Annotated in this window: 24 protein-coding genes; 17 read left to right on the top strand and 7 right to left on the bottom strand. The window is 72.6% G+C overall.

What is annotated here, in order from left to right:
* Window positions 1-101: 101 nt before the first annotated feature.
* From ACSYGO_RS09445 to ACSYGO_RS09430, 4 genes are all read right to left on the bottom strand, one after another.
* Window positions 102-722, bottom strand: coding sequence for an SRPBCC family protein (locus tag ACSYGO_RS09445; protein ID WP_460386477.1), 621 nt, complete (start codon window positions 720-722; stop codon window positions 102-104).
* A gap of 125 nt (window positions 723-847) precedes the next feature.
* Complete coding sequence (locus ACSYGO_RS09440; protein ID WP_460389694.1) at window positions 848-3,262, bottom strand: xanthine dehydrogenase family protein molybdopterin-binding subunit; 2,415 nt, start codon at window positions 3,260-3,262, stop codon at window positions 848-850.
* 5 nt (window positions 3,263-3,267) lie between these two features.
* Window positions 3,268-3,840: a (2Fe-2S)-binding protein gene (locus ACSYGO_RS09435; RefSeq protein ID WP_460386476.1), complete on the bottom strand. Its 573-nt coding sequence runs from the start codon at window positions 3,838-3,840 to the stop codon at window positions 3,268-3,270.
* On the bottom strand, window positions 3,837-4,706 hold the full coding sequence (locus tag ACSYGO_RS09430) for an FAD binding domain-containing protein (RefSeq protein ID WP_460386475.1): 870 nt from the start codon (window positions 4,704-4,706) through the stop codon (window positions 3,837-3,839). The genes ACSYGO_RS09435 and ACSYGO_RS09430 overlap by 4 nt, the downstream gene beginning before the upstream one ends.
* Window positions 4,707-4,971: 265 nt before the next feature.
* Here ACSYGO_RS09430 and ACSYGO_RS09425 point away from each other — a divergent pair, with 265 nt between their 5' ends.
* Entirely contained in the window at window positions 4,972-6,105 is a 1,134-nt protein-coding gene (locus ACSYGO_RS09425; RefSeq protein ID WP_432172331.1) for an XdhC family protein, read from the top strand.
* A gap of 48 nt (window positions 6,106-6,153) precedes the next feature.
* Entirely contained in the window at window positions 6,154-7,377 is a 1,224-nt protein-coding gene (locus ACSYGO_RS09420) for a TetR/AcrR family transcriptional regulator (RefSeq protein ID WP_460386474.1), read from the top strand.
* 211 nt (window positions 7,378-7,588) lie between these two features.
* Here the strand turns inward: ACSYGO_RS09420 and ACSYGO_RS09415 are convergent, their stop codons facing one another.
* Window positions 7,589-8,968: an MFS transporter gene (locus tag ACSYGO_RS09415; protein ID WP_460386473.1), complete on the bottom strand. Its 1,380-nt coding sequence runs from the start codon at window positions 8,966-8,968 to the stop codon at window positions 7,589-7,591.
* A gap of 180 nt (window positions 8,969-9,148) precedes the next feature.
* On the opposite strand from ACSYGO_RS09415, the gene ACSYGO_RS09410 reads away from it, so the two are divergent.
* The 11 genes from ACSYGO_RS09410 (at window position 9,149) to ACSYGO_RS09360 (ending at window position 19,269) form a co-directional block, all read left to right on the top strand.
* Window positions 9,149-10,633, top strand: a complete 1,485-nt coding sequence (locus tag ACSYGO_RS09410) for an aldehyde dehydrogenase (RefSeq protein WP_460386472.1) — start codon at window positions 9,149-9,151, stop codon at window positions 10,631-10,633.
* 86 nt (window positions 10,634-10,719) lie between these two features.
* Window positions 10,720-11,658 (top strand): VOC family protein, encoded by a 939-nt coding sequence (locus tag ACSYGO_RS09405; protein WP_460386471.1) that lies wholly within the window; start codon window positions 10,720-10,722, stop codon window positions 11,656-11,658.
* The gene (locus tag ACSYGO_RS09400) at window positions 11,655-12,464 is read left to right on the top strand and encodes an aspartate dehydrogenase domain-containing protein (protein WP_432172334.1); all 810 of its coding nucleotides are present in this window, start codon (window positions 11,655-11,657) and stop codon (window positions 12,462-12,464) included. Before ACSYGO_RS09405 ends, ACSYGO_RS09400 begins: the two co-directional genes overlap by 4 nt.
* Window positions 12,461-13,261, top strand: a complete 801-nt coding sequence (locus ACSYGO_RS09395) for an alpha/beta fold hydrolase (RefSeq protein ID WP_432172335.1) — start codon at window positions 12,461-12,463, stop codon at window positions 13,259-13,261. The genes ACSYGO_RS09400 and ACSYGO_RS09395 overlap by 4 nt, the downstream gene beginning before the upstream one ends.
* A 9-nt stretch (window positions 13,262-13,270) precedes the next feature.
* Window positions 13,271-13,792 (top strand): cupin domain-containing protein, encoded by a 522-nt coding sequence (locus ACSYGO_RS09390; protein WP_432186800.1) that lies wholly within the window; start codon window positions 13,271-13,273, stop codon window positions 13,790-13,792.
* Window positions 13,785-14,549: an SDR family oxidoreductase gene (locus tag ACSYGO_RS09385; RefSeq protein WP_460386470.1), complete on the top strand. Its 765-nt coding sequence runs from the start codon at window positions 13,785-13,787 to the stop codon at window positions 14,547-14,549. Before ACSYGO_RS09390 ends, ACSYGO_RS09385 begins: the two co-directional genes overlap by 8 nt.
* 19 nt (window positions 14,550-14,568) lie before the next feature.
* Window positions 14,569-15,351, top strand: a complete 783-nt coding sequence (locus tag ACSYGO_RS09380) for an SDR family oxidoreductase (protein ID WP_460386469.1) — start codon at window positions 14,569-14,571, stop codon at window positions 15,349-15,351.
* 11 nt (window positions 15,352-15,362) lie between these two features.
* A complete protein-coding gene (locus ACSYGO_RS09375) occupies window positions 15,363-16,988 on the top strand; it encodes a thiamine pyrophosphate-binding protein (RefSeq protein ID WP_460386468.1) in 1,626 nt (541 codons plus the stop codon).
* A 36-nt stretch (window positions 16,989-17,024) separates the two neighbouring features.
* A complete protein-coding gene (locus tag ACSYGO_RS09370) occupies window positions 17,025-17,960 on the top strand; it encodes a PDR/VanB family oxidoreductase (protein ID WP_432172337.1) in 936 nt (311 codons plus the stop codon).
* A gap of 53 nt (window positions 17,961-18,013) precedes the next feature.
* Window positions 18,014-18,241 carry a recombinase-like helix-turn-helix domain-containing protein gene (locus ACSYGO_RS09365; RefSeq protein ID WP_460386467.1) on the top strand — a complete coding sequence of 76 codons (228 nt, stop codon included), beginning with the start codon at window positions 18,014-18,016 and terminating at the stop codon, window positions 18,239-18,241.
* A gap of 2 nt (window positions 18,242-18,243) precedes the next feature.
* Window positions 18,244-19,269, top strand: a complete 1,026-nt coding sequence (locus ACSYGO_RS09360) for a Rieske 2Fe-2S domain-containing protein (protein ID WP_432172338.1) — start codon at window positions 18,244-18,246, stop codon at window positions 19,267-19,269.
* 15 nt (window positions 19,270-19,284) lie between these two features.
* Here ACSYGO_RS09360 and ACSYGO_RS09355 read toward each other — a convergent pair whose 3' ends face one another.
* The gene (locus ACSYGO_RS09355) at window positions 19,285-19,818 is read right to left on the bottom strand and encodes a MarR family winged helix-turn-helix transcriptional regulator (protein ID WP_359489990.1); all 534 of its coding nucleotides are present in this window, start codon (window positions 19,816-19,818) and stop codon (window positions 19,285-19,287) included.
* Between the two features lie 242 nt (window positions 19,819-20,060).
* Here ACSYGO_RS09355 and ACSYGO_RS09350 point away from each other — a divergent pair, with 242 nt between their 5' ends.
* A complete protein-coding gene (locus ACSYGO_RS09350) occupies window positions 20,061-20,819 on the top strand; it encodes an IclR family transcriptional regulator (RefSeq protein WP_460386466.1) in 759 nt (252 codons plus the stop codon).
* Between the two features lie 205 nt (window positions 20,820-21,024).
* Entirely contained in the window at window positions 21,025-22,167 is a 1,143-nt protein-coding gene (locus ACSYGO_RS09345) for a PP2C family protein-serine/threonine phosphatase (RefSeq protein WP_460386465.1), read from the top strand.
* A 49-nt stretch (window positions 22,168-22,216) separates the two neighbouring features.
* On the opposite strand, the gene ACSYGO_RS09340 is transcribed toward ACSYGO_RS09345, so the two are convergent.
* Window positions 22,217-22,642, bottom strand: coding sequence for an ATP-binding protein (locus ACSYGO_RS09340; RefSeq protein ID WP_426678648.1), 426 nt, complete (start codon window positions 22,640-22,642; stop codon window positions 22,217-22,219).
* Window positions 22,643-22,839: 197 nt separating this feature from the next.
* Between ACSYGO_RS09340 and ACSYGO_RS09335 the strand changes: the two genes are divergently transcribed.
* Window positions 22,840-23,607 (top strand): IclR family transcriptional regulator, encoded by a 768-nt coding sequence (locus ACSYGO_RS09335; protein ID WP_345658024.1) that lies wholly within the window; start codon window positions 22,840-22,842, stop codon window positions 23,605-23,607.
* 59 nt (window positions 23,608-23,666) lie between these two features.
* Entirely contained in the window at window positions 23,667-25,181 is a 1,515-nt protein-coding gene (gene glpK / locus ACSYGO_RS09330) for a glycerol kinase GlpK (protein WP_426678647.1), read from the top strand.
* The last annotated feature ends 18 nt before the right edge of the window (window positions 25,182-25,199 follow it).

Below are 25,199 nucleotides of genomic sequence, written 5' to 3'. Positions count from 1 at the left end.
GGAGGAGTGGACGGCTGACCGGCACATATGCATTGATGTACTGTACATCTAATCTGTCCGTGGCCGCACCCGGTCCCGGCGGCCCGCGCCCGCAGGGCCCGTCAGCGCGACCGGTGCCTCAGGGCGCCGACGAGGAGCACGGCGACGACCGCGGCCGCCGCGGGGACGGCGGCCTTCCGGAGCAGCACCGGCAGGACGGCCGCGCCCAGGTCCACCGCGTCGGCCTCGGCAGCCGCCGGGAGCGGCGTCGCGGCGATCCCGCCGGTCGCGGTCGAACGGTCCGGGTCGCGCAGCAGCTCCTCCAGCCGGGCGGCGAACTGCTGGACGATACGGTCACCGACCTCCGTCATGATGCCCCGGCCGAACTGCGCGGGCCTGCCGGTGATGTCGAGCTCCGTGCGGACCCGGACCAAGGTCCCGGCGCGATCGGCGGCGAGTCCGGCGACGACGCGGGCCGCCGCCGTGCCGGCGCCGCGTGTCTCGCTGCCGGTGAGGTCCAGGATCATCGAACGTTCCGCCTCGTCGCGGGTGACGGTGCCCTCGCCCCGGTAACTCATCTGCACCGCTCCGACCTTGACCTTCACCCGGCCGGTGAACGCGTCGCCGTCGAGGGTGTCGAGGGTCGCGCCCGGCATGCAGGGAGCGACGCGGCGCAGGTCCTGGAACAGCTTCCAGGCCTCGTCGGGCGTGGCCGGGACGGTGAAGGAGTGATCGAGTCGCATGGCGGGTCCAATCGGCGGTGGGTGCGTGTGGGTGGGTTTGTCCGCCGGCGCGTACGGCCGGCGGGAGGGGGCGGCGGTGGGTGGGCGCCGGCAGGGCAGTGGGTGGGTGAGTGCCGGCGGAGTCCTCAGTCCTGGCCGTCGGGTGCCGGAGCGGTGCGGATCAGGTCGCGGACCCGGCTGGGGGAGAGGGGGCCACGACGGACGACCACGCCGAGGGGGCGCAGCGCGTCCTCCACGGCATTGGCGAGCACGGCCTGTGGCGCGATGGCGCCGCCCTCGCCGAGGCCCTTGACGCCGAGATCGTTCATGGGGCTGGGAGTGAACAGCTCGTCCAGATCGAGGTCCGGGATCTCCGAGGACGTCGGCACGAGGTAGTCCATGTACGTGGTGGTGCGGGGCTGACCGTCCGGGCCGTAGACCATCTCCTCGTACAGGGCGCCCGCGATGCCTTGTGCCACGCCGCCGGTCACCTGCCCCTCGGCGATCAACGGGTTGACGATGACGCCCGCGTCATGGACGACCGCGTACTTCAGGATCTCGATCTCTCCGGTGCGCACGTCGACCTCGACGACGGCGGCGTGGGCGCCGCTCGCGACCGCGAAGCCCGGCGGGCGGAAATGCACCGTCTCGCTCAGCTCGGTGCCGTGCCTGCCGTCGGTGGGTTCGGGCGTGCCCGGCAGCGGCGCCTGCCCGGCCAGTCGGGCGAGTGTGAGGGACGGCCCGTCGCCCGTCCTGGGGACGACGACACCGTCACGCAGGTCGAGGCCGTCCGTGGGGACGCCGAGTCGCCGGGCGGCGGCTTCGAGGACCTTCTCCCGGACGAGGCGCCCGGCGCGGTGGGTGGCATTGCCGGCGTTGACCAGCGCCCGGCTCGCGATGGTGCCGACGCCGAAGGGCGTCGCCTCGGTGTCGCCGCCGGTCACGTCGATGACGTCGAGCGGGACGCCGAGGGCGTCGGCGGCGATCTGTGCCATGGAGGTGCGGTGTCCCTGGCCCTGTGAGGGCGCGCCGATGGCGAGCTTCACGCGCCCGTTGGGTGCGATGTCCATCCGGGCCGTCTCGAACGGGCCGAGACCGGTCGCCTCTATGTACATCGCGAAGCCGACCCCGACGCGTTTGCCGCCCTGCGGGCCGTACCGCTGCCGGGCCCGTACCGCCGGCAGATCGGCTTTCGCGACGGCGCGGCGCAGCAGTTCCGGGAAGTCCCCCGAGTCGTAGGACTGCGGCTTGCCGGAGCGGTCCACCAGACCCGTCGCATAGGGCATCTCGTGCGGCCGCACGAGATTACGGGCCCGCAACTCTGCTGGTTCCAGGCCCAGTTCGATGGCGAGCCGGTCCATCGCCCGTTCCATCGCGAACACCGCCTCGGGGCGCCCGGCTCCCCGGTAGGGAGTGGAGAACGTGGTGTTGGTCAGCACGCCCACGACGCCGATGTCCGCGTGGGGCACCCGGTAGGGGCCGAGCAGATGGCACAGCGAGTTGTACGGAACGACCAGCCCGGTCATGTTGTACGCGCCGAAGTTGACGGTGATCCGGTCGCGTACGGCGAGGAGCCGGCCGTCCGCGTCGGCGGCGAGCTCGATGCGATGGATCTGCTCCCGGGCGTGCGAGGACGCGGTGAGGTTCTCGTTGCGGTCCTCGCGCCACAGCACGGCGCGCCCGAGTGCCCGCGCGGCGTACGGCACCAGCAGTTCCTCGACGTACAGGATGCCCTTCTGGCCGAAGCCGCCGCCGACGTCGGCCGCGACGACGCGGACCGTCTCGGACTCCCGGCCCAGTGTGTGGGCGATCGCCTCGCGCAGCCGGTGCGGGGTCTGCGTACCCGACCACACCGTCAACTTCCCGCTGAAAGGGTCTACTTGAGCTGCGACGGCGCGGGTCTCGATGGGGGACGCGACATAGCGGTGCGCGAGGAACTCCTCGCTGACCACCATGTGGGCGGTGGCGAAGGCCTCGTCCGGATCACCGACCTTGGTGGCCACCGCGACCGCCGTGTTGTCGTCCAGCTCCTCGTGGAGCCGCGGGGCGCCGGGGGAGAGCGCCTCCTCCGGGTCGACCACGGCGGGCAGTGCCGTGTAGCGGACGTCGACCAGTTCGAGCGCGTCCTCGGCGAGGTAACGGTTCTCGGCGAGCACGACGGCGACGGGCTGGCCCACGTACAGGACCTTGTCCGTGGCGAGCAGCGGCATCGGCGTCATCCGGACCAGCGGGTCGAGGAGGTCGGCGAGACCGGGCGGCGTGCGCAGCTCCTCCTTGTTGAGCATGGGTGGCAGCGCCGCCACGTCGGCGCCGGTCCAGACGGCGACCACGCCCGGAGCGGCGAGCGCCGCCCGGACGTCCACCGACTCGATGCGGGCGTGGGCGTGCGGGCTGCGCAGGAAGGCGGCCTGGAGGGCGCCCGGCAGAGCGACGTCGTCGACGTAGCGGCCGTGGCCGCGCAGCAGCCGCTCGTCCTCGACCCGGGGCACGGGACGGCCGATCCAGCCGCCCGTCGCGGGGGCGTGCGCGTCCTCGTGCCGGTGCTCGGTGGTGCGGGGCATACGGCTCACTTCCCGAATCGTTCGTCGAGTGCCTGGCAGACGGCGCGGCGGATGTTGCGGTAGCCGGTGCAGCGGCACAGGTGCCCGCTCAGGGCGTCGGCCACCTCCGGCTCGGCGGGGCGTTCGGCGCTCTCGGCCAGCGCGGTCGTCGTCATCACGAACCCGGGTGTGCAGAAGCCGCACTGCATGCCGTGGCACTCGTGGAACGCGCGCTGCACCGGGGTCAGCGGGGCGTCGTCCGGCGCGAGCCCCTCGACCGTGCGCAACGCGCGGCCCTCGCACTGCACGGCCAGCGTGAGGCAGGAGCGCACCGGGGAGCCGTCCATGAGGACGGTGCAGGCTCCGCAGACACCGTGTTCGCAGCCGACGTGCGTACCGGTCAGACCGAGCCGGTCGCGCAGGAAGTCGCTCAGCAACAGCCGGGACTCGACCTCGGCGATCACGGGGCCGCCGTTCACCGTCAGCCGCACCTCGTGCCAGCCGGACGGTTCGGAGAGCGGGGGCGTTCCCGCCCGGCGGGCGTCCGTGCCGGGCACGGGGGCGGGCGCCTTGGCGGGCGTGGGGGAGGAGGGGGTCATGAGCAGCGCTCCCAGGCGGTGGTGCAGGCGCGGGCGAGGAGGTGGGCGGCGCCTTCGCGCCGGTAGCGGGCCGTGGCGTGGATGTCGTCGGCGGGTACGAGGCGATCGCGGGCGGCGAGGGCGGCCGCGGCGACCGCCCGCTCGTCGACCTCGGTGCCGATCAGCGCCTGCTCCGCGGCGGGCAGCCGTACGGGCACGGGGCCGGCGCCGCAGAAGACGACCCGGGCGTCACGGACGGTCCCCGAGGTCTCCGCGCGCTCCAGGAGCACGGCCACGCCGACGGTGGCGAAGTCCCCGTGCCGGCGGGTCAGTTCCTCGAACGCCCAGCCGCGGCCCGGCTGCGGGCCGAGCACGACCTCGGTGAGGAGCTCGTCCGGTTCCACGGCCGTCTGGAAGGTGGCGACGAAGAAGTCCTGGGCCGCGACGGTGCGGGGGCCGCGCGGGCCGTCGACGACGAAGCGGGCGTCCAGTGCCAGCGCGGCCGCGGGCAGTTCGGCGGCCGGGTCGTGGTGGGCGAGACTGCCGCACACGGTGCCGCGGTGGCGTATCTGCGGATGCCCGATGTGCCCGATCGCGGCCGCCAGCAGGGGCCAGCCGTCGCGCACGGCGGGGTCGTCGGCGACCGCGCTCTGGCGGACGGCGGCGCCGATGTGCAGCGCACCCGCCGCATCCACGCCGAGCCGGTCGAGTTCCGGGACGCGTGTGATGTCCACGAGGACCTCGGGCCGGGCGAGCCGCATGCTGAGCATCGGGATCAGGGACTGGCCGCCCGCCACGATCTTCGCCTCGCGCTCCTCGTCGGCGAGGAGCGCGAGCACGTCGGCGACGCGGCGCGGAGCGATGTAGTCAAAGGGTGCTGGTTTCAACTGGTTCCCATCACTCTCGTTCGTCGCCCTCCGGCGAGGGGAGGCCGGCGCGGGCAGGGGAGGCGGGCACGGGGTCGCGGTCCGCACGGAGGAACCGCACGTGCGGTCCGCGCATGCCGACCGCGCGGACGAACCGCACGGACAGGTGGGTGGGCGCGGATCCGTCGGGCGGGATCCCATCTATCTAATGCCTGAAATGATTTACACTAAAGTTTCTTCTTGGCAAGAGGGTGAAGCCGATTCGAGATGCTTCGAGGTGAGCGGCATGAGACATCTGCTGGACCAGGCGGCCGAGTGGCAGCGCGTCGGGACCCGCTTCGCGATGGCCACCGTGATCCGCGCCCAGGGCTCGTCCCCGCACCCGGTGGGCGCCTCGATGCTGGTCTCGGAGGACGGCCGGGTGGTCGGGAGCGTGTCCGGGGGCTGCGTCGAGGCCGCCGTGTGCGCGGCGGCCGAGGGCGTGCTGGCCGGTGGCCCCCCGGTCGGCGAGCGTTACGGCGTCGACGACGGCGATGCCTTCGCCGTCGGGCTGACCTGCGGCGGCACGATCGACGTCTTCGTCCGGGAGGTGGGCCCCGAGATCTCCATGGCGCGCCTGGCCGAGAGTGTCGCCACGGGCGAGCCGGTCGCGCTGGCGACGATGGTGACCGCAGGCGCCACGGCCGGGACGGGCATCGTCGTAGGGCGCGACTGGACGGCGGGGGTGTTCGGCGATGTCGTGCTCGACCGGGCGGTGTCTCATGCCGTGCGGTCGATGCTGGCTCGGGGGGTGAGCGGACTGGTGCGCCTCGGCGAAGGGGGCGCCGGTGCGGCCGCCGACGGCGTGGACGGCCTCGGCCCCGGATGTGTGCCGGAATGCGAGCTCATGGTGCAGTCGTATGCGGACCCGCCACGGCTGCTGATCTTCGGCGCGGTCGAGTTCGCGCGCCCGCTCGCCCGGTTCGGGGCTCTGCTCGGCCACCGGGTGACCCTGTGCGACGCCCGGCCGGCCTTCGCCGACCCGCGGCGCTTCCCCGGCGCCCACGAGGTCGTCGTGGACCGGCCCGACCGGTGGCTCGCCGCGCGGGCGGACCGGGTCGGCCCGACCACCGCGATCTGTGTGCTCACCCACGACGCCAAGTTCGACGTGCCGCTGCTCGAACTGGCGCTGCGCGGCCCGGCCTCCTACGTCGGGGCCATGGGGAGCAGGCGCACGCACGGGGACAGGCTGGAGCGGCTGCGTGAGGCGGGCCTGAGCGAGGCGGAGCTGGCCCGGCTGCGCTCCCCGATCGGCCTGGATCTGGGCGGGCACGGGCCGGAGGAGACGGCCCTGTCCATCGTCGCGGAGATCGTCGCGCTCCGCCGCGGCGGCAGCGGGCTCCCGCTCACGGAATGCGACGGACCGGTCCACCGTGTGTAGCGGCTTTTGAACGACTGTTTTCATGAACGCTCGTTTAATCTGAGCGATGTGGATTCCGAACAGGTGCGATCACGCCGCGGTCGTGGGCACGACCCCGAGGGCAACCGCAGAGCCGTCCTGGACGCCGCCCGTCGACTGTTCTCCGCGCACGGCTACGCGGGTGCCGGGATCCGGGCCATCGCGGCCGAGGCGGGCGTGACCCCTGGCCTGGTCATGGCGTACTTCGGCACCAAGGACGGGCTGTTCCTGGAGGCGGTGGGGGCCGGCACGGGCGTCACCGGCGCCGTGCTCGATGCCGTCGCGAACGACCCGGACCGGCTGCCGCGGGCCCTCGCCCACGCCTACCTGGAGCGGTGGGACCGCCTTCCCGACGAGGATCCGTGGCCGGCGCTCATCCGCTCGGCGCTCTCCCATCCGCCCAGCGCCGAACTGTTCCGCGGCATCCTGGACCAGCAGGTGAGCGAACCGCTCGTCCGTCTGATCGGGGAGTCCGCCCGGTCCGACGTCCGGCTCGCGATGGTCCGCAGCGTTCTCTTCGGCGTGATCATGGAGCGGTACATGTTCGCCCATGAGCCGGCCCGCTCGGTGCCGACGGAGCAGCTCGAACCCGCCCTCGCGGACGTGCTCGCGACCGCCGTCGGGGCTCGGGAGGCCGCACCTGGGGCCGGATCCGACGGGTCGGCACGCGCAGCCGACGCCGGTCCCGTGCGTGCCGACGCCGGTGCCGTGCGTGCGGACGCCGGTGTCGTGCGTGCGGACGCCGGGCCGGTCGTCGCGGCCCCGGCTCCCGAGGAGCTCTTCGGACCGCTCCAGGCTTGTCTCCAGCGCTACCGGGCGCTGACGGGTGCCGTCGTGAAGGACTTCGGCATCGGCGTGGCCGCTTCCGAGGTGCTCGACGCGCTGCGGCGGGCGGGGGCGCCCTACCGGCGGACGATGGGGGAGGTCGCGGGCGTCGTCTCGCTGAGCCAGGGCGGACTGACGATGCAGGCGGACCGCCTGGCCGAGTCCGGGCTGATCGAGCGGGAGCGGGACGGCCGGGACCGGCGGATCGTCCGTCTGCGGCTCACTCCCGCCGGGCTGGACCTCGCCGCACGGGTGGCCGACGCCCGTGCCGCGGGCGAACGGGAGATGCTGGCCGGGCTCGGCGCCGCCGAACAGGCCCGGCTGAGGGACCTGCTCGCCCTGCTGGGCCGCTCGCTGGACGAGGCAGGACCGGAGCGTACCGAGCGACGCACGAGGACGACGGACGCGGCGGAGCCCGAAGGCGCGTAGTGCCCGGAGGGGCCGGAGCCGCAGCGCCCGGGGAGCCGGGCGGGCACACGACGGCGGGTGGACCGTCTCTCGCGCGAGCGCCCCTGGCGTCGGATGCCTCTCCCGAGTCGTGGAGAAGGCCCCTGGCGGGGGCCCCGACGACCGAGGCTCCCCGTTCCGTGCGGGACGGAGCGGGGAGCCTCGGTGTACGGCGCCGGTGGGGGCTGGCGGCTCAGGAGTTGAGCTCCTCCAGCGTCCTGCCCTTCGTCTCGACGGCGAACAGGGCGATGACCGCACCCGCCGCCGCGACGCAGGCGAGCTGGGTGAAGACCAGTGCCAGACTGCCGCCCGCCCCGAGGATCGCGCCGACGGTGATCGGCCCGAGGATGACGCCCGCGCGGTTCCAGAGTCCGCCGAAGGCGGCGCCCTTGGCGCGGTTGCGGGTCGGGTACAGCTCGGGGGAGTACAGGTAGAGACCCGCGTTGATCGCGTACACGAAGAACGTCGTGCAGGACGCGAACACCGCGACCTGACCGCCGGAGACGGCTCCGGTCACGGCGAGGGTGCCCAGTGACAGCGCGGTGCCGCCGAGCGCGGCCACCAGGGCCGGGCGCCGGCCGACGCGGTCGATGGCGAGCGCGACCACGAGCGTGCCGAGCAGGCCGGTCACGTTGCTGAGCAGGGTGTAGACCAGCGCGGTGGTCAGGTCCAGGCCGAAGTTCTTGGTGTAGAGGGACGGCAGCCAGGTGGAGATGCCGTGGTTGACGTAGTACGCGACGAACCACAGGCCCGAGACGACGGCCGTGCGGCGCAGATAGTGCCCCTTGAAGAGCTCCGACAGCCGTCCGCGGGAGGTCCCCTCCTCCGTGGCCGCACCGGCGGTCGGCGCCGGCAACGGCTCGCCCGTGGAGTCCGACACCTCCGCCTCGATCCGGGCGAGGACCTCCTCGGCCTCCTGCGTGCGGCCACGGGCCAGCAGCCAGCGCGGCGACTCGGCGACGTGCTTGGGGAGGGCGGCGGCGATCAGGACGGGCAGCGCGCCGAGCACGAACATCGCCCGCCAGCCGAGATGGGGCACCACCCACACGGCGACCAGGGTCGCGGCGGCCAGACCGGCCGGGAAGATCATCTCGTAGAGCAGGACGAAACGGCCGCGGCGGTCCGAGCGCGCGATCTCGTTGATGTAGGTGGCGGCGACGGGGACGACACCGCCGATGCCGAGGCCCTGGACGAACCGGAAGAGCGCGAACAGTTCGATGCCGTTCGAGAAGGCGACGGCGAGGCTGGCGAGTGCGGTGACCGCGACCCCCAGCGCGACGGTCCGCACCCGGCCGATCCGGTCGCCCAGCGATCCGGCGCCCAGGGCGCCGAGCAGCATGCCGACCGAGCCGGCGGTCATGGCGAAGGTGGCCTGTCCTGTCGTCAGGTGCCAGTCCCGCATCAGAACGGGCAGGGCGGAGGCGGCGAGCAGCTGGTCGAACGCCTCGAAAAAGGTGACGGCGCCGATCAGGAAGCGGACCTTGACGTGCCAGCGGGAGTGCGGCAGTCGTTCGAGCCGTGCGGCTATTGATCCCGCTGTTCCCACGGCGGGCCGGCCGGCCACAGTCGTCATGGAGGTTCCTTCCGCGAACAGAGAAGTTGCGGAGACAGTAGGAGTAGTTACCTAAGTGGTCAATGGTTAAGAGCAAAGATACTTTTCGTCGCCCCAGGTCTTGCCAGCCAAATACTTAAGCACTTAGATTTCAAGCGCTCAGAGTCAACCCCACCTGCTCACCGGTCCGGGAGGTCCGCCGTGCCTCGTTTCTCCACCGACATCCTCATCGGAGGGCAGTGGCGCCCGGGCGCGGGCGCCGCGGTCGAGACCGTGGACCCGGCCACCGGCCGGGTTCTCGCCACTCTCCGCGCGGCCTCGGTGGACGAGGTGGACGAGGCGGCCAGGGCCGGTGCGCGAGCCGCCGCCGACCCGGCCTGGCGCGACCTGCTGCCCCACCGGCGCGCCCTGCTGCTGCACCGCGTCGCCGAACTGATCGAGGCCGCCGCGGACGAGCTGTCCGCGGTACAGACCGCCGACACCGGCAAGACCCTCGCGGAGACGAAGGCCCTCGCGCTGAGCGCGGCCGCGACCTTCCGCTACACCGCGGCCGCCCTGGAGACCGCCGAGGACGCCCTCACCCCGTCGCGCGGCGACTACGTCACGATGAGCGTGCACGAGCCGATCGGCGTCGTCGCCGCCATCAACCCGTGGAACTCGCCGGTCGCCAGCGATGCGCAGAAGATCGCCCCCGCGCTCGCCGCCGGGAACGCCGTCCTGCTCAAGCCCGCGGCCTGGACGCCGCTGGTCTCCCTCGTGCTCGGACGGATCATCACCCGCGCGCTCGACGAATTCGGCCTGCCGACAGCGTTGTTGTCGGTGCTGCCGGGCAGCGGCCGGACGATCGGCGACGCGATCGCCACCCACCCCCTCGTCGGCCGTATCGGCTTCACGGGCGGCACGGACACCGGCCGTGCCATCGCCGCGGTCGCCGCCGCCAAGCTGGTTCCCGCCTCGCTCGAACTGGGCGGCAAGTCACCGACCATCGTCCGGGCGGACGCCGACGTCCAACAGGCCCTGGCCGGCGTGATGTTCGGGATCTTCTCGTCCAGCGGCCAGTCCTGCATCGCCGGGTCGCGGCTGTTCGTCGCCCGCGAGATCTACGACGACTTCGTCGGCGAACTCGTCGAGCGGGTGCGCAAGCTGCGCGTCGGGCCCGGCACCGCACCCGGCACCCAGGTCGGCCCGCTGGTCCACCACCGCCACCGGGACGCCGTCGCCGCGTACGTGGACCTCGCACGCGAGGAGGGCGGCCGGGTCCTGTGCGGCGGTGCCGCACCCGAGGGCGAGGAGTACCGGGACGGTGCCTACTACCTGCCGACGGTCATCGACGGCCTCCCCAACGACGCCCGGGTGTGCCAGGAGGAGATCTTCGGCCCGGTGCTGATCGCCCTGCCCTACGACGACGAGGACGACCTGGTCCGCCAGGCGAACGACTCCGTGTACGGACTGGCCTGCGGCATCTGGACCCGGGACCACCGGGCGGCCTGGCGCCTGGCGCGCCGTGTCGACGCGGGCACGGTCTGGATCAACACGTACAAGCAGTTCAGCATCTCCACCCCGTTCAGCGGGATGAAGGACAGCGGCCTCGGCACCGAGAAGGGCCGGGACGCGATCCGTGCCTACCAGCGGCAGAAGTCCCTGTACTGGGGCACGTCCGGCACACCCCTGCCGTGGGCCGGATGACGCCTGCCGCTGCCGTGGGCCGGACGACGCCCGCGCCCGCCCCGCACGACTCCCATCCCCTCGCACCCCTGTCCCCGGAGACGGTCATGCCCCAACCCCCCGTTGCCCGACTGCGCGCGCTGCGCTCGGTCGAGCTGCTCACGCCCACGTTCGGCGAAGCCGCGGACTTCTACGCCGAGGCGTGGGGACTCGCGGTCGTCGAGTCCGAGCGCGACGCCGTCTGGCTGCGCGGCACCGGCGAGGAGCACCACGCCCTCCAGCTGACGCGCTCCCACCGCGTCGGCCTCGGCAGGATCTCGTTCGCGGTCGCCACCCCCGCCGAGGTGGACGAGGCGGCCGGCCGTCTGCTCGCCCGCGGTATCACCCCGGTGGCCGGACCCGGCCGTCTCGACCAGGTGGGCGGCGGCTACGGCCTGCGCTTCACCGACCCCGAGGGACGGCTGATCGAGCTGACCGCCGAGACCTGGGCGGTCAGGCCCCGCGGCCGGGACGAGGCCGTCCCGGTCGGCGTCACCCACGCCGTGCTCAACACCACCGACATCGACGCGTCGGTCGCCTTCTACTGCGACGTCCTCGGGCTGCGCGTCTCCGACTGGTCCGAGCACCAGATGGCCTTCCTGCGCTGCAACGCGGACCACCACTGCATCGCCTTCAACCAGGCCGAGTGGGCCTCGCTCAACCACGTGGCGTACGAGATGAGTTCCGTCGACCACTTCATGCGGGGGCTCGGCCGGCTGCGTCACCACGGCATCACCCCCCAGTGGGGACCCGGCCGGCACGGTCCCGGTGACAACACCTTCTCCTACTTCACCGACCCGACCGGCCTGGTCTGCGAATACACCTCCGAGGTCGCACAGGTCGTCGAGGACCGCTGGATCGCCAAGGTGTGGCGGCGCACCCCCGAACTGTCCGACCTGTGGGGCACCGCGGGCGCCCCCTCCCAGGAGATCCGCTGCCACATGGCGGGCACCCCCGACCCCGGCCCGCTCGCCGCACCCGCCCTCACCGAGGAGGCCTCCGCATGACCACGAGCATCCAGAAGGTCCGCAGGGTCGGCGTGGTCGGCTGGGGCGCCATCGGCCGCGTGGTCGGCTCGGCCCTCGCCGAACAGGCCGTCCCCGGAGCCGAGTTGGCGTGCGTCGTCGACAACCGTCCGCTCGGGGACAGCGCACCCGCTCCACAGGTCGCCTTCGAGGAGGCCCTTGAGCGCTGCGACCTCATCGTGGAGGCCGCGGGGCAGGCGGTCGTCCGCGCGTGGGGCGAACGCGTCCTGGAGTCGGGCACCGACCTGCTGATCGCCTCCACCGGGGCGCTGACCGACGAGGAACTGGCCAAGCGGCTCCTCGCGGCGGGACCCGGCCGGGTGTACTTCACCGGCGGAGCCGTCGGCGGCCTCGACCTCCTCCAGGCCGTACGCTCCCTCGGCCCGCTGCACGACGTACGCCTCACCACCACCAAGCTGCCCACCACCCTCGAACAGCCGTGGATGGACGAGGAGTTGCTGACGCGTCTGCGGACGGCGACCGGTCCCGTCGAGGTCATGTCGGGCACCGCCCGGGACGTCCCGGTGAAGTTCCCCAAGTCGACGAACGTCGCCGCGTCGGTCGCCCTGGCCGTCGGCGACCTGGACACTGTGCGGGTCCGGGTCGTCGCCGATCCCGGGGCACACCACACCCGGCACGTCGTCGAGGCGTCCGGCGCCCACGGGACGTACCGCTTCGAGGTGGCCCACCTGCCCGACCCCGGCAACCCCGCGACCAGCCAGGTCGTCCCGTACGCCGTGCTGCGCAGCCTGGCCGCCCTGGCCGGGCGGACGGGACAGATCCTGTGACGGCGGCCGCGCGCACCGCGGACACGGTGCACACCGAAGAGGCGGGGGACCAGGGGCCGTTGCTGCTCTGCCTGCACGGCATCGGCTCCTCGTCGGCAGCGTTCGCCCCCCAGCTCGCCGAACTGGGGCGGTACGCGCGAGTCGTCGCCTGGGACGCTCCCGGATACGCCAGGTCCGCCGACCCCGAAGGCCCGTTGACCCTCGACGACTTCGCCGACACGGCGGCCGAGCTGATCCGCTCGCGTGGTGGCAGCGCCCACGTCCTGGGCGTGTCCTGGGGCGGAGTGATCGCGCTGCGTCTCGCCGTCCGCCACCCCGGGCTCGTTGCGTCCCTCGTCGTCGCCGACTCCAGCCCCGGGTCGGGGACCGACCCGAAGAAGGCGGCCGCCATGCGGGCACGGGCCGCCGAACTCGCCGAGACCGGCCCCAGGGCCTTCGCCGAGCGCCGCGCACCCCGCCTGGTGTCCGAGCGCGCGCCCGCCGAACTCGTCCAGCGCGTGACCGACACCATGGCGGACGCGATCCGCCTCCCGGGCTACGCCCACGCCGCCGAGTCGATGGCCGCCGCCGATCTGCGCGCCGAACTGTCCCGCATCGCCGCGCCCACCCTCGTCCTGTGCGGCGACCAGGACCGGGTCACCGGAGTCGACGCCTCGCAGGCCATCGCCGGCGCCATCCACAGGACCGCCTACGTGATCGTCAAGGACGCCGGTCACCTGGCCAACCAGGAGCAGCCCGAGCGCTTCAACGCCTGGGTGCTCTCCCATCTCCGCATCACCGCCCGTATCCCCGCTTAGGAGCTCACCGTGCCTCTCACCACCACCACGTACGACAACGGCGGCGACCTCGCCTCGTACACCGACTCGCTCATCGCGACCAAGGACTCCCGCGAGCCCGACTGGAACACCCTCGCCTTCCAGTCGAAGGCCGGCGACCAGTACCGCCGCGCGCAGATCCGCTACGTCGGCTCCGGCGCCACCGGCAACCACGAGGGCGACAACCGGATCATCCCGTCCGGCGGCTTCACGTTCTCCAACATGCTTCTCCCGCCGGGCGCCGAGGGCCCCGAGCACACCCACCACGACGTCGAGGAGGCCTTCTTCGTCCTGGAGGGCCAGGTCCGCGTCGGCATCCACCGCGGCGAGGACGAGGCGGAGTACCGCACCCTCGGCTACCGCGACATGATCGTCGTCCCCGCTGGCGTGGCCCGCTCCCTGAAGAACGAGGGGGACACCGACGCGCTGTTCTGCGTCGTCATCGGCACGCAGAAGCCGCAGGTGCCGACCTACCCCGAGCACTCGCCGATGCACGGCGTCACCCGTGACTGAGCAGCGGTCGACCGGCGGCCGGACCGTCGTCGTCACCGGGGCGGGCCGTGGCCTGGGACTGGCCATGGCCCGCCGGGCCGGCGAGGACGGCTTCCGGGTCGTCCTCGCCGAGGTGGACGAGGAGCGCGGCCGGGCCGCCGAGGCGCTGCTGCGCGCGGAGGGCCTCGACGCCCGCTTCGCGCACTGCGACGTCGCGGACCCCGCCTCGGTCGCACGGCTCGCCGACCTCACCGCCCCGCTCGGCCCGCTGTACGGGCTGGTCAACAACGCGGCGCTCGCCAACGGCGTGGGCGGCAAGGAGTTCCAGGACATCGACGTCGAGGCGTGGGACCGGCTGATGACGGTCAACGCCCGCAGCCCGTGGCTGGTGTCCAGGGCCCTGCTGCGGCAGCTCCTCGCCCACGGCGGCCCCGGCCGCATCGTCAACCTCGCCTCGGACGCGGCCCTGTACGGCTCACCGCGGCTCGCCCACTACGTCGCCTCCAAGGGCGCCGTGATCGCCCTGACCCGGGCCATGGCCCGCGAACTCGGCGACAAGGGCATCACCGTCAACGCGGTCGCCCCCGGCCTGACCGAGTGCGAGGCGACCGAGACCGTGCCCGCCGAACGCCACGACCTGTACCGCGTGAACCGGGCCATCTCCCGCCCCCAGCAGCCCGACGACCTCACCGGCACGGTCGCCTTCCTGCTCGGCGAGGAGTCCCGCTATCTGACCGGACAGGTGATCGCCGTCAACGGCGGCTTCACCATGCACTGAGCAACAGGAGACAACTGCCATGGATCTGGGCCTCGCCGACCGCACCATCGTGGTCACCGGCGGCAGCTCGGGCGTCGGCCTGGCCACGGTCCGCGCCCTCCTCGACGAAGGCGCGAACGTCGCCACCTGCGGCCGCGACGCCGGGCGGCTCGCCCGGGCGGCGGCCGGCCTCGACGGCGTACGGCTGCTGACGGGCGTCTGCGACGTACGGGACGCCGACGCCGTACGCGAGTTCACCGATCGGGTCGCCGACAGGTTCGGCGGCATCGACGGGCTCGTCAACAACGCCGGCCAGTCCCGGATGAAGGGCCTCGACGAGTGCACCGTCGAGGACTGGCGCGACGAGCTGGAGCTCAAGTTCAGCGGCGTCCTCAACCCGCTGCACGCCGCCCGCCCGCACCTGAGGGCCTCGCACGCGCCGAGCGTCGTCAACGTCAATGCCGTCCTCGCCAAACAGCCCGAGACCCGTCTGATCACGACGAGCGCCGCCCGTGCGGGCATCCTCAACCTCTCCAAGTCCCTGTCCGCCGAACTCGCCGCCGACGGCATCCGCGTCAACTCCGTGTGTCTGGGCCTGATCGACACCGGCCAGTGGACCCGCCGCCACGCCGATGCGGACACCGGCGAGACCTACGAGGACTGGCAGGCGCACCTCGCCGCCGACCGCGGCATCGCGCTCGGCCGGCTCGGCCGCGCCGAGGAGGTCGCCTACGCGATCGTCGCGCTCCTGTCACCGCGCGCCTCGTACATCACCGGCACCAGCATCGACGTCTGCGGCGGCGTCGGCCGTTCCATCCTCTGAGGAGACCTCACATGCGTCACGAAACCGGAGGCGATCTCCTCGTCGCCGTCCTGCGCCGACTCGGCATCGACACCGTCTTCGGCATCGTCAGCGTGCACAACCTGCCGCTGGTCGAAGCCGTCGACCGGGAACTGCGCTTCGTCCCCGTACGCCACGAGGCGTCCGCCGTGAACGCCGCCGACGCCTACGGGCGGGCCCGCGGAGGGATCGGCTGCGCCCTCACCTCCACCGGCACCGGCGCGGGCAACGCCGCCGGATCACTGATCGAGGCGCTCAGCGCGGGCACCTCCGTCCTGCACGTCACCGGGCAGGTGGAGAGCCGGTTCCTGGGCAGCGGCCGCGGCTTCATCCACGAGACCAAGGACCAGCTGGGCATGCTGACGGCGGTGTCCAAGTACGCCGCCACCGTGACCTCCGCCGACGACGCGGGACGCGTCCTGCGCGAGGCGGCCCGTGCCGCCCGCACCGCACCCGGCGGACCCGCGAGCGTCGAATGGCCCATCGACCTCCAGTACGCCGCCCAGACGGACACCGCGGCGGAACCCGCCGCACCCGTTGTGCCCGCAGCCGAACCGGGCGAACTGGCGGCCGCGGCAGCGCTGCTGGCCTCGGCGCGCCGGCCCCTGGTATGGGCGGGCGGCGGCGCGACCCGCGCCCGCACCGAACTCGCCGGGCTGCTGGCCGCCACCGGCGCCGGTCTGCTCACCTCGAACTCCGGGCGCGGCACCGTCCCCGAGGACCACCCCCAGGTCATCGGCAACTTCGCCACCGCACCGGCCGCCCGCGCGCTGCTCGCCGACGCCGACGTCCTGCTGACGATCGGCACCCACTTCCGCTCGAACGAGACCGCCGACTACGGGCTCGAACTCCCCGCCGCGCACATCCAGATCGACGTCGACGCCGCCGCGCTGGGCCGCGTCTACCCGGCGCGGCACCCCCTGCACGGAGACGCGGCCGACGTCCTCACCGCACTCCGGCCGCACGCCCGTACGGCCGAGGCGTCCTGGACGGAGCGGGTCACCGCGGTCCGCGGACAGGTGCGGGCCACGCTGCGCGACAACATCGGCCCGCAGGCGGCGATCTGCGACGCGATCCGCGCCGCGCTGCCCCGTGCGGCCGTCGTGGCCCGCGACGTCACCATCCCGTCCAGCAGCTGGGGCAACCGGCTGCTGGACATCCACGATCCGCGCGACAACGTCTTCCCGCGCGGCGGCGGCATCGGGCAGGGCCTCGGCATGGGCATCGGAGCGGCCCTCGCCCGGCCGGAGACCCCCACGGTCGTGATCGCCGGAGACGGCGGCCTCGCCGTCCACCTCGGCGAACTGCTCACCCTCGCCCAGGAAAGGCCCCGGCTCACCCTGCTCGTCTTCAACGACGGCGGTTACGGCGTCCTGCGCAACATGCAGGACAGCTACGCCGAGCGTCGTTCCGGCGTCGACCTCACCACCCCCGACTTCGAGAAGCTGGCCGGCGCCTGCGGGCTGCCGTACCTGCGGATCGCCGCCGAGGAGCACGCGGGTCCGGTGCTGGACGAGGCCGTCGCGTCGGACGGGCCCGTCCTCGTCGAGGTCGACCTGACGGCGCTGGGTCCGATGAAGAACCCGTTCACCCCGCCCGTACGGATTCCGGGCCAGTGAGATGCCGACCGAGACACCTGTGAGGAGCCGGCCCCGATGAGCGAGACGTCCCTGCACCTGACCGTGCACCGCATGACCTGGGAGGCCGAGGGGGTCCTCTCCGTGGAACTGGTCCACCCCGACGGCAAACCCCTCCCGGCCTGGACCCCCGGCGCCCACATCGACGTCGAGGTGGGCGGTCTGGTCCGCCAGTACAGCCTCTGCGGCGACCCCCGGACGGCGACGGCGTACCGGATCGGCGTCCTCGACGCGCCCGCGTCGCGCGGGGGTTCGCGTCATGTGCACACCCGCCTGCGCCCGGGCCGGACCGTCACGGTCTCCGAACCGCGCAACCACTTCGCCCTGGAGGATGCCCCGGGATACGTCTTCGTGGCGGGCGGCATCGGCATCACCCCACTGCTGGCCATGGCCCGCGAGGCCGGCCGGCGCGGTGCCGACTGGCGCATGGTGTACGGAGGCCGCAGCCGCGCCTCGATGGCCTTCACCGACGAACTGGCCGCGCTCGGCGGCGACGTGAGCGTCGTCCCGCAGGACGAGCACGGCCACATCGACCTGGACACCGCGCTCACCGGACTGCCCGCCGGAACACTCGTCTACTGCTGCGGCCCTGAACCCCTGCTGACGGCCGTCGAGCAGAAGTGCCCCGCCGAACGTCTGCGCGTGGAGCGCTTCGCCGCGCCCACGGTGGAACGGGCCGGAAACGACGAGACGTTCGAGGTCGAGTGCCGCGCCTCCGGCCGCACCCTCACCGTCGGCGCGGACACCTCGATCCTCCAGGCGGTGGAGGACGCCGGCATCAGCGTCGACAGCTCCTGCCGCGACGGCATCTGCGGCTCCTGCGAGACGCGGGTGCTCGACGGCACGCCCGACCACCGTGACTTCCTGCTCAGCGAGGCCGAGCACACCGCGAACGCGACCATGATGATCTGCGTCTCCCGCTGCGCCTCCGGCCGCCTCGTCCTCGATCTGTGACCGACGACCGACCCGTGACCCGACGCCCCGTGCCCCGACCGCTGGAGGCCCCCATGACCACCGCCCCCTGGCCGTACCTGGACGCCCACCAGTCCCGTACGCATGAGCCCACCCCCTACGAGTACAAGCTGGCCGCCACCCTCGAAGAGGTCTTCACCAAGGACGGCCACGAACTCGCCGACGTGATCGCCGGACTGAACGCCCGTCAGGTGCACGCACCCGACGGCGCCGCGTGGACCGAGGAGTCCTTCCGCGCCGAGATGCACCGCCTGGGAGCCTGACCATGACGCTGTCCACCACCGCCACCGCCGACCACATCTACGCCACCGGCCTGCGCAACCAGTGGCACGCCGTCGTCCCCTCGCACTTCGTCGCGCCGGGCGCGATGCGCCGGGTGACCGCGCTCGGCGAACAGTGGCTGCTGTTCCGCCGCTCCGACGGCGTTCTGTCGATGCTCGCGGACCGCTGTCCCCACCGGGGCGCCCCGCTGTCCCTGGGCAGACACCTCGGCGACCGCGTCGCCTGCTGGTACCACGGCGTCGAGGTCGAGAGCGACGGCACCGTCTCGTCCGTGCCCGGACTGCCCGGCTGCAACCTCGAAGGCAAGAAGCTCGTCGCCTCGCTGCCGGTCCGCGAGGTCGCCGGCGCGATCCTCGCCTACTTCGGCGACGAACAGCACCCGGAGCCGGTCGAACTGACGTTGCCCGAGCCGCTCGACGACCCGGACGTCGAGCCGATCCTGTGCTACGCGGAGTGGGAGGTCCCGTGGCGGTACGCCATGGAGAACCTCCTCGACCCCATGCACGGAGCGTTTCTGCACCACGAGTCCCACACCATGTACGACGGGGACACCACCGCCAAGTTCCGCATCCGTGAGACCGGCCGCGGCTACTTCTTCGAGAAGACCGACCAGCGGGGCGTCAACTTCGACTGGGTCGAGCTGTGCCGCACCGGGATCGACTGGGTGGACCTCTCCATCCCGTACCCGCCCTCGGCCGGACCGGGCGGCGCCTTCGGCATCGTCGGCATGGCGTGCCCGGTGGACGCCGAACGCACCGGGGTCTTCTTCTGGCGCTACCGCCGTGTCCAGGACTGGCAGCGCGACACCTGGCGCTTCCTCTACAAGACGCTCATCGAGGAGCGTCACTGGGAGGTCCTGGAGCAGGACCGCGTCATGCTGGAGGCCATGCCCGCGGACGCCGACCAGCGCGAGAACCTCTATCAGCACGACCTGGGGGTGGTCCGGCTCAGGCGCCTCTACCGGGCACAGGCGGAGCAGCAGGCCGCGGCCGCAGCCTCGGCCTGCTGAGCCCGACGGCCCGCCTCAGCCGGGGAGCTCCCCGTCCGACGCGATGATCGAGTGCTCCAGCTTGCGCAGCAGCCGGGCGAGCTGGCGGCACTCGGCCGGGGACATCTCGCCGAGCATGCGGCGTTCGTTGTCGAGGTGTTCGGCGAACACCTCGTCCACCTTGGCGAGCCCCTCGTCGGTGAGCCGCGAGTACACGACGCGCCGGTCCTCGGCGTCCCGCTCGCGCACGATCAGCCCGTCCTTCTCCAGCCGGTCGATCCGCAGCGTGACGCCCGCGGACGACACCAGCCCGGAGTCGGCGAGCTGGCCCGCGGTCAGCCGGTACGGAGCTCCCGACCGGCGCAGCGCGGTCAGCACGTCGAAACCGGCCACGGACAGTCCGTGCCGCTCTATGGACGTGGTCAGGCGGGTGCTGTAGCGCAGGAAGGAGCGGTGCAGCCGCGCCAGGACCTCCAAGGGGGCGGTGTCCAGCTCGGGGCGTTCGCGCGCCCAGGCCTCGATGACCATCGCGACCGCGTCCCGATCCGCCGTCGCCCTGCGCTCCGCCATCCCGTCCCCTCACACGACCCGCGGGACCGTGCTGCTCCGCCGCGGCTCATGCGGCGCGCACATGTCCCTCACCCCTGAAAATCCTACCCCTGAGGAGACCGGCTCCCGTCGGCGGTGGGAGAAGTCGAAGGGGCCGAAGGCCCCGCCCAGGGCGGTCGTCACGCGGTGCCGCAGGGCCGCCCGGCACGGCGTGGCCCGTGCACACGTTTGCCTACGCCGGAGACCCGGCGCACGCTGGTCTCATGGGTGCTCAGGACGGCCCCACGCTCATCGCCTCGGTGCAGCGGGCCTTCCGCCTGCTGGAAGCGGTGGGGGCGCACGAGAACGGCGCGCCCGCGAAGCAGCTGGCGCGCGAGACGGCTCTGCCCCTGGCCACCGCCTATCACCTGCTCCGCACGCTGGCCCACGACGGATACGTGCGCAAGCTCGCCGACGGAGGGTTCATCCTCGGCGACAAGGTGCAGGCGCTGAACACCCGGAGCCGCGAGCAGGCGCTCCTCAGCCGTGTCCGCCCCACGCTCGCCGCGCTGCGGGACGGCCTCGCGGCGGCCGCCTACCTCACCTTCTACGAGGAGGGCGAGATCCGGGTCGCCGAGATCGTCGACGGCCCCCGCGCGCCGCGTGTCGACCTCTGGGTGGGGTTCGAGGACGCGGGACACGCCACCGCGCTGGGCAAGTCCGTCCTGCGCGAACTGGACGAGGAGTCCCGCAACGACTACCTCGCCCGGCACCACCTCGCCGACCTCACGCCGCGGACCATCACCAGCACACCGGAACTGCTCCGGCAGATCGACTCCTCGCCGCTGGCCCCCGCCGTCACGGACCTGGAGGAGTACGCCCTCGGCACGGTCTGTGTCGCGGTGCCCGTCTACTGCGGCGAGACGCTCGGCTCGCTCGGTGTGTCGCTCCCGGCGGACCGGCTCTCCCGGCTCGCCGAGGCCCGGGAGCGGCTGATCCCGACCGCCGACCGCGTCACCAGGAGCCTGTCGCTCACTATCTGAAATCCGAGTCCTTGTGGCACCCCGGCCCGAACGTATTACCTAGATAAAACGGACATGTCGGGAGTGTTCCCGCCTAGGGAAGAGGACTTCGGACGGAGATATGAGACATTCCCGAGACCACGGAGGTGGCCACGGACCGGTGCGGCCGAACAGCAACCCGGGCCCTTGGCTGCGAGCCACGTCCCGCAGGAGCGCCGCGGTGCAGATGGCCGGCGGAACGCCGGTGCTGCCCCTGATCCTCCTCTGCGTCGTCGCGCTCGTCGACCTGCTCGGCGGAGCAGGTGTGATCTGGCTGCCGCTGCTCGCGGCGGCGCCCGCGCTGGCCGCGACGACGAACGGACCCCGCGGGGTCCTGTGCGTCGGTCTGGTCGCCGCGCTGGTGGGCGCGACGCTCGGCGTCCGGGACGGCGTCCCGGGACGTGAGCTGGCGGTCGTCCTCTCTGCGGTCGGCGCCGTCACCGTGGCGAACGGCCTCACGAGCGCCCTGCGCGGGCGCCGTGAACGGGTGCTCGCCGCCGTCCGTTCGGTCGCGGAGGCCGCGCAGCACGCGCTGCTCAAGCCCGTGCCGGAGACCGTCGGCCCCTTCCGGGTGGCGGTCCGCTACAGCGCGGCGGCCGCGGAGGCCCGTATCGGCGGGGACCTCTACGCCCTGGTGCCGACCCCGTACGGAATCCGGCTGATCGTCGGTGACGTGCGCGGCAAGGGTCTGCCGGCCGTGTCGACGGCCGCCCTGGTGCTCGGTGTCTTCCGTGAGGCCGCCTACGACGAGCCCGACCTCCTCGACGTCGTCGGCAGGATCGAGCGGAGCCTGGCGCGCAACCTCGGACACGACGACTTCGTCACCGCCGTCGTCGCCGGATACCCGAGGTCGGGTCATCTGGAGCTGGTCAACTGCGGACACGCGCCCCCGCTGCTGGCGCGCGGATCCGGGGATGTCGTGGCGGTGGAGCCCGCGAACCCGGCGCCGCCCCTCGGGCTGCGCGCGTTCTCCGGAGAGGACCCCAGCCTCCAGGTGATGCCCTTCGCCGACGGGGACCAGCTGCTGCTCTACACCGACGGAGTCACCGAGGCGCGCAACCAGAGCCGGGAGTTCTATCCGCTGGCCGAGGGGCTGGCCCGCCACCTGTCCGACGAGCCGGCACGCACGCTGACCGCGCTCCACGACGAGCTGCTGGACCACGTGGGCGGCAGGCTGCACGACGACGCGGCGCTGCTGCTGCTCCGCAAGCCGGCCCTGTCCGAGCCGATGGCCGGCGGTCCGGAGGTCTCCGGGCCGGGGGAGTCGGTGTCGGGCGGTCCCGGACCGGAGCTGTCCCGAACGGCGGTCACGCAGGCGCATGTGTTCTGACCCGCCACCACGCGTGGGAGCCGTGGCCGTCAGGTGCGGCCGTGCCTCGTCACACGGCGACGAGCTCGGCCCAGCGGGTGATCCGGCCCTGACGAACGCGAATGCCGTGCCGGGCCGCCAGCGCGTGCACGATCTCCTCGCCGCGTCCGTGCTCGTCCGGGTCGGTTCCCGCCTGGCGCTGGCCCGGCGGGCGCGCCGGTCCCGCGTCGCTGACCTCGATGTGCAGGGTGCCGAGACCGCAGCCCCGGTTCCAGGACAGCCGCAGCTCCGCCGGAGGCAGCGCGTGCATGATCGCGTTGGTGAGCAGTTCCGACACCACGAGGAGACAGTCGTCGGCGATCGCCGGGCATATGTCCCACTCGGCGAGCACCCTGCCCACCTGTCGGCGCAGGGCGGGAACGGCCCCGGGGACGGGCGGCAGGGGGCATACGTGTTCCAGAGTGTCCGGAAGCATCGTGTTGAGCTGTAGTGCCATCTGCTCTCCTCCCGCGGGCGCAGTCGGCCGGGCGCCAGGTCCCGGCGCGCGTTGCCGGGCCTGAAAGCAAGGTAGAGAGCCGGACAAAGCAGGTCAATGAACGCGGGTCGGCATTGCCGAACGGGGACGTCCGGCGCATACCGGACCGGCGACCTGCACGAAAAGCGGACAGCCCAGAGCGGGACTAGGCTCGATTCATGGCCGGCCCAGTCCAGTCGATCGAACGGGCGGCGGCGATCTTGCGTCTGCTCGCCGGCGGGCCCCGCCGACTCGGTCTGGGGGAGGTTGCTTCCTCACTCGGGTTGGCGAAGGGCACCGCCCACGGCATCCTGCGCACCCTTCAGCACGTGGATTTCGTCGAGCAGGACGAGGCGACCGGAAAGTACCAGCTCGGGGCCGCTCTGCTGCACCTCGGCACCAGCTATCTCGATGTCAACGATCTGCGGTCCCGTTCGATCAACTGGGCCGACGCCCTGGCCGCCCGCAGTGGTGAAGCGGTCCGCCTCGGCACGCCCCTGGAGGGCAGAGTTCTCGTCATCCACCACGTGTTCCGCCCGGACGACACCCTTCAGACCCTCGACGTGGGTTCGCTGCTGCCCCTGCACGCCTCCTCGCTCGGCAAGGTGCTGCTGGCCTACGGGACCGCCGCCCTGGAGCCGGTGCTGGAGTCCGGACTCGAGGCGTACACCCGGCACACCCTGGTCACCGCGGAGCAGCTCACCCGCGCGCTCGGCGAGGTCCGGGAACTCGGCTGGGCCGCGGAGGTCCAGGAGATGAGCATGGGCGAAGCCGGCGTGGCCGCGCCGATCCGGGGCCACGGCGGTCTCGTGGTGGGTGCCATCGGGCTCTCCGGACCCGTCGAGCGGATCTGTGACAGCCAGGGCCGCCCCCGGCCGAGCCTGATCACCCTGCTCCGCGAGGCCGCACGGGCGATCTCCAGAGACCTGGGCGCGACCCGCTGGTGAACCCGCCTCGGCACACCGGAAGGCAGACCTGATCATGACATCGGAAGGCAGACCCGATCATGGCTGAACGGTACGTAATGTCCATCGATCAGGGCACCAACTCCACCCGATGCATTCTGTTCGACAACCACGGGCGGCTGGTGTCGGTCGTCCAGCGGGAGCACGAGCAGCACTTTCCCAAGCCGGGGTGGGTCGAGCACGACGCCGTCGAGATCTGGCGGAACCTTCAGCGGATCGTGCCCGAGGCCCTGTCCGACGTCGGGGTCGGAGCCGAGGACATCGCCGCGATCGGGCTCGCGAACCAGCGGGAGACGACGGTGCTCTGGGACCGCCGCACGGGTGCGCCCCTCGGCAGGGCGATCGTCTGGCAGGACACCCGCACGGCACCGCTCGTGGACGAGCTCGGCCAACGGCCCGGCGACACCTTCTTTCTCGACCGGTGCGCCCTGCCCCCGTCGACCTACTTCTCCGCGCTGCGCATCCGCTGGCTGTTCGACCACGTCAGCGGGCTGGAGCAGCGCGCCATCGACGGCGAGGTGCTGTTCGGCACGATCGAGACCTGGCTGATCTGGAACATGACGGGGGGAGTGGACGGCGGTCTGCACATCACCGACGCCACCAACGCCAGCCGCACCATGCTGATGAACATCCACACGCTGACCTGGGACGACGAACTGCTGTCGTTCTTCGGAGTGCCCCGCGCGATGCTTCCCGAGATCCGCTCCTCCGCCGAGGACTACGGCGAGGCCGGCGGTCTCCTGCCGGGCGTGCGCATCACGGCCGCCCTCGGCGACCAGCAGGCCGCCCTGTTCGGCCAGACCTGTTTCTCCCCGGGCGAGGCGAAGTGCACGTACGGGACGGGCAGCTTCCTTCTCCTCAACACCGGCAACGAGGTCGTGCGGTCCCGGCACGGGCTCCTCGCGACCGTGGCCTACAAGATCGGGGAGCAGCCCCCCGTCTACGCCCTGGAAGGGTCGATCGCCGTCACCGGCTCCCTGGTCCAGTGGTTCCGCGACCGGCTGGGCCTGATCAACAACGCTCCGGAGATCGAGACGCTGGCGCGGACCGTGGAGGACAACGGCGGCTGCTACATCGTCCCCGCGTTCTCCGGTCTCTTCGCGCCCCGCTGGCGCAGCGACGCACGCGGGGTCATCGTCGGCCTCACCTCGTACATCACCAAGGGGCACCTGGCCCGCGCCGTCCTGGAGGCCACCGGATGGCAGACGCGGGAGGTCGTCGACGCCATGAACGCCGACTTCCCGGTCCCCCTGAAACAGCTCAAGGTGGACGGCGGTATGACGGCGGACAACCTGCTCATGCAGTTCGTCGCCGACGTGCTGGACGTGCCGGTGGTGCGGCCCATGGTCGCCGAGACGGTCTCCCTCGGCGCCGCCTACGCCGCCGGACTCGCCGCCGGCTACTGGTCGGACCTGGAAGTCCTGCGCCGCCACTGGCACCGGGCCGGCCAGTGGATGCCGGACATGGACCCCGAGCGCCGCGAGTCGGAGTACGACAACTGGCAGCGCGCCGTCGAACGTTCGCTGGGCTGGATCAGGCCGCCCGCGAACTCCTGACGCGGAACGCCACACCAG

This window comes from Streptomyces krungchingensis, from assembly GCF_054729265.1.
The sequence above is the reverse complement of the archived record's forward strand: the minus strand, read 5'-3'. Positions and strand labels throughout refer to the sequence as shown.